Source organism: Citrobacter sp. Cpo103, assembly GCF_030332605.1.
GTDB classification, from domain to species: Bacteria; Pseudomonadota; Gammaproteobacteria; order Enterobacterales; family Enterobacteriaceae; genus Citrobacter; species Citrobacter portucalensis.
The window spans coordinates 1-4,081 of sequence record NZ_JAOWHO010000031.1 but is presented as its reverse complement, the minus strand read 5'-3'; the positions used below and the strand labels follow the sequence as shown (position 1 = coordinate 4,081).

Here is a 4,081-nt window from a genome sequence, read left to right as displayed (position 1 = left end):
CGCACGCAGCGCATAGTGATAATTTTCACTTTCTGCCGGATAAGACGACGCTCCTGGTTTTGCCCACGCCGGCAACGACCCTTTAATATGTTCAGGGACCACTGCATAACGGACAGGTAGTAATGCCGGTCCCTGTGACATACAGTCACATTTATGATTTGTCATTTCAGCCAACCCGATAAATTGCGCAGAATTTCCTGCGTTCGCGCCAGCTCACTTTTTTGCTGCAGGTAGTTATGAAGCGGATATTTTTTATTGCTGCCTTCGAGGCTTCTTCGCAACCCGTCCGAGAATTTCAGTTCTTTTTTCATACGTTATCCATGCCGTTAAGAACCATTCAACATCCGTATTAATAATAAAAAAAACAATGTGTCCCCCCTGAATAATCAAAGGGGGTACCTTTACGCAGAGGGTTTGGCGGGTTCCCCGTTCGCTTCCACTCTTTTTTTCGCCGTTTATGGAGCGTATCCAGATTAATATCCGCCACGTTTTCCCAGCCCAACAGGGTGAATATCTCCTCTGACAGCGTTTCTTCCGGTAACGGTTTATGTTTGTAAATTGACCACGCCGCAGGAAGCAGGCACAACCCCAATGACATAAAACAAAACACAGCCAGCATCATGTAAAATTCCGGATCAGAAAATGCCTCCCATCCATTATATACATGTATATATAATGGGATAATAATAACCAGACACAAATAGCAAACCCGTAGCGGGATACGCACTGCCGCCCGGCGCGCCTGGTTCTTTCCCCGGTAACACCCCGGCGTCATGCACAGGGACTGCTCCTCCGGCTTGTGGATGGCATACACCAGATACTCCTCGCCGACCGGGGCCGCCAGCAGCTCCACCTCCTCCCCTTCATAGCACCAGTGACATCCCAGCCAGCCGGAAAAACGCCTGCCGTTAATACGCCCTGTCAGATACCAGGCCCCGCACAACGGCCTGTCATAGTCCTGCAGCAGGGCTGAGGCCGTCCCTCCCGAGCCGCTGGCCGCCCAGACCACCGCCGATGCCGCCATCTTCTTTTTATACCGGGCGTAGTAGGCGCTTCCTTCCGGATAGGACAGAACGTCGAAATGCTGCACCACCCGCCGCTGCGTCAGTTTTTCAATGACGCCCCGAACCTTAATCAGCGGCGCCGGAGGCGGCAGCACCGGGTCCGGCGGGGCGTTTTTCAGCACGTCCAGCAGCTCTTTCTCTTTCAGGCGAAAATGTGCCAGCCATTTTCCTTTTTCATTTCTGGCCTCAATATTGCGCAGAATTTCCTGCGTTCGCGCCAGCTCACTTTTTTGCTGCAGATAGTTATGAAGCGGATATTTTTTATTGCTGCCTTCAAGGCTTCTTCGCAACCCGTCCGAGAATTTCAGTTCTTTTTCCATAATTTATTCTTACAATATGTGAATACGACCATGTTGATATTTCTTGAATAGCTTTATTGGAAAATATAATTCACTCTTATTTGCTGGAAGATTCTATTTTACGTAAACATTCCGTCAGTGATTTTCCGCATTTCACTATAAGTTCTGCTTTTTTTTCTTCAGAACAGCTATCAATATCTATCGAAAATTTTTCACCAAACAGCGTGTTCTGCAACCAGATTTGAATTTCATCTTCAAAAAAATACTCTTTCAGGGCATACTCTGCGACCACCAGAAGCAAAGCGAACTGCCAGGACGAGAGGGCACCAATCCACTCAATTCCCAGCGCATACACCGTAGGTATCGCTGCACGCCCCAGCCACACCTCCATACTGCCGACAGCCGTACTCCAGCCAAATTTTGACATTAAAGCAGGCAAGACTTTGCCGCTGACTGAAATAATGGTTGTTATATCATTAAGAATTTTCCCCAAATATAGTATTCCGTATGTCCATTGTTTATTTACTGATCTTTCATCTTTTAACTGGTAGGCATCTGAAAAATCAGCCCCCAACGATGCAATAGCATTGAGCATCGCACAACTGGCACCTATCCATTTCAGTTTCGGAAATGATTTATCATTCTTTTTTATGACATCCATCATTTTACTGACAATATCAATCGCGCCTCCCGTGGTGGCAAATCCCGCAGCGACCAGTTTGGCATAACTGGAAAAGTCATCACGTTTAAAATGATCTACCTGGTTATATAGCTCCGTCATATTAAAAAAAAGCACCAGAAAATTGATACTTGTCGCACGATAAGCATTTTTTTTCGCTCCCGTGATACTGAAGTCCGCAGTCGCCTTTTCCAGATCGGAAAACCGCACCTGAGCAACTTTTAAACGCCCTGACACTCTGTCTTTCTGAGGATTAATAAAGAGCATTTCGTTTATATAGTAACTACGCTCGGTCGCCCAGCCAAAATATTTACTCGAAAATGACTTTATCTCCGCTACTGTTTTACCTGCCGAAAGAGAACAGAGTGTTTTAACAACAAGATCGTTTAAAGTGTCCAGTTTCGGTCCCACACCCGAAACGGAGAATAAACGGGAACCCAGAGTTGCCATGTGTTGATCAACTTGATACAGCACCCGCTTTGACCAGACTGCATCATTTCCAGGTGGCTCATCCAGCGCAGCTGTTGCTTTACTAAACCCTTCGAATAATTTAACCAGATCGCCGGATTTTGACTCAAAAAATGCCAACAAACTTTGTTCTGTAACCGGCTGACTCCCCCCTTTGCGCACACAGGCAAGCAAAGACTCGGCAACAGTCATTAATTCAGGTGCATTATAAAAATGAGTACGCCAGACGAGGTTGTTTTCATCAGTAGTAGAATAATCTTTTATCCAGTCATCCAGTAAACTCACACCAGATTTCGCCGCACCTAACCCAGACATTGCAAAAGCTGCTATCTCACGAAAATGCAAATTATCCTGTGGAAGGTCAGAATAAAAGTCCTGCAGTGTACGAATAAAAACTGAAAATTTAAGCCATTGGCAGCGGAAACCAATTAGTACTTCGAGTTGTTTATCGATTTTGTGCGTCAGGTCCTCACCACATTTAATAAACGAATCCAGACGCTCTTGCTTTATCTTTCTTTTATATCTGCGCAGGCTATTTGCCACCCTCGAACTTTTCAGGCTCTGCTCCTGTCTTTTCTTCGCCTGACGCTCGAATTCTTCCCGGCTTATAATATTCGTATTGCCTTTCCGCCCCTCGTTCCAGACATACATGCCATATGCGTAATCCATATCACGAGATGTTGAAAGTGAACCACCCATTGCCGCGAGCTGCTGTTCCACATTCTGCTCAGCACTCTTTTTTATAATATTCTCGACACCGTTAATCAGACTCTGGGTACAGAACTCCAGGGCACGTTCTTCACCATATATCTTCGCCATCGCCAGGACATCATTCGTCCATCCCGTCAGCTCATGCGTTATCCCTGTTGCATCATGCAGCGCCATCAGCAACGGCGTGACAGGGGAACCGTCTGGCTTCACTCCCCGTTCCTTCATCTGCCGGATTGTGTTTCCGGCCACTCCGCTCTTCCACGGATACAATGTCTCCTGCGGCCCCGGCTCTTTGACTATTGCATAGCGTTCACCCACACACTGGCTGACGCGGATTTTAGTCTGGGTGCCATACGGTAACAGCATTGCCGGACTCAGCTGGCTTCCCTGCGGCGCGATGTAATCCAGAACCCCTGCAAGATTGCCTGTCGTGGCTTCTGTCGTTTGCTCTGAAGTCTGCGGTGACGTCCAGTTTAATGCACTCAGACGCTGCATTCTGCTCTGCCGTTGCCCGCCATCGCTTGCGTAACGTTCCAGCGTCTTTTCCGTCCAGCGACACTGTGTGAATGCTATCCAGATATCATTCTCCAGCACTTCATATGGCAGCGTCAGAAAATCCTTTCCGCCATTACTGTAGGTTCCCTGCCTACAGTCAGGCTCTGATTTCTCCAGAACATTTTTCGCCGACAGTTGCTTCCATAAACTGCCGTCATCACACACCGACCATGCTTCCCAGTCCGTCAGGTATGGATAGTAGATATAGATATAGCCCCTGCGCATCGCACGCAGCGCATAGTGATAATTTTCACTTTCTGCCGGATAAGACGACGCTCCTGGTTTTGCCCACGCCGGCAACGACC

Annotated in this window: 3 protein-coding genes; all 3 read right to left on the bottom strand. The window is 47.6% G+C overall.

All coding sequences use genetic code 11. The annotated features are described in order from the left end of the window. Positions 1-161 precede the first annotated feature (161 nt). On the bottom strand, positions 162-311 hold the full coding sequence (locus OGX89_RS12720) for a hypothetical protein (RefSeq protein ID WP_172313311.1): 150 nt from the start codon (positions 309-311) through the stop codon (positions 162-164). Positions 312-349: 38 nt separating this feature from the next. After that, a complete protein-coding gene (locus tag OGX89_RS12715; RefSeq protein ID WP_232397721.1) occupies positions 350-1,384 on the bottom strand; it encodes a putative type VI secretion system effector in 1,035 nt (344 codons plus the stop codon). A gap of 76 nt (positions 1,385-1,460) precedes the next feature. After that, a partial coding sequence (locus tag OGX89_RS12710) for a T6SS effector BTH_I2691 family protein (RefSeq protein WP_286560587.1) occupies positions 1,461-4,081 on the bottom strand: 2,621 nt, incomplete at its 5' end.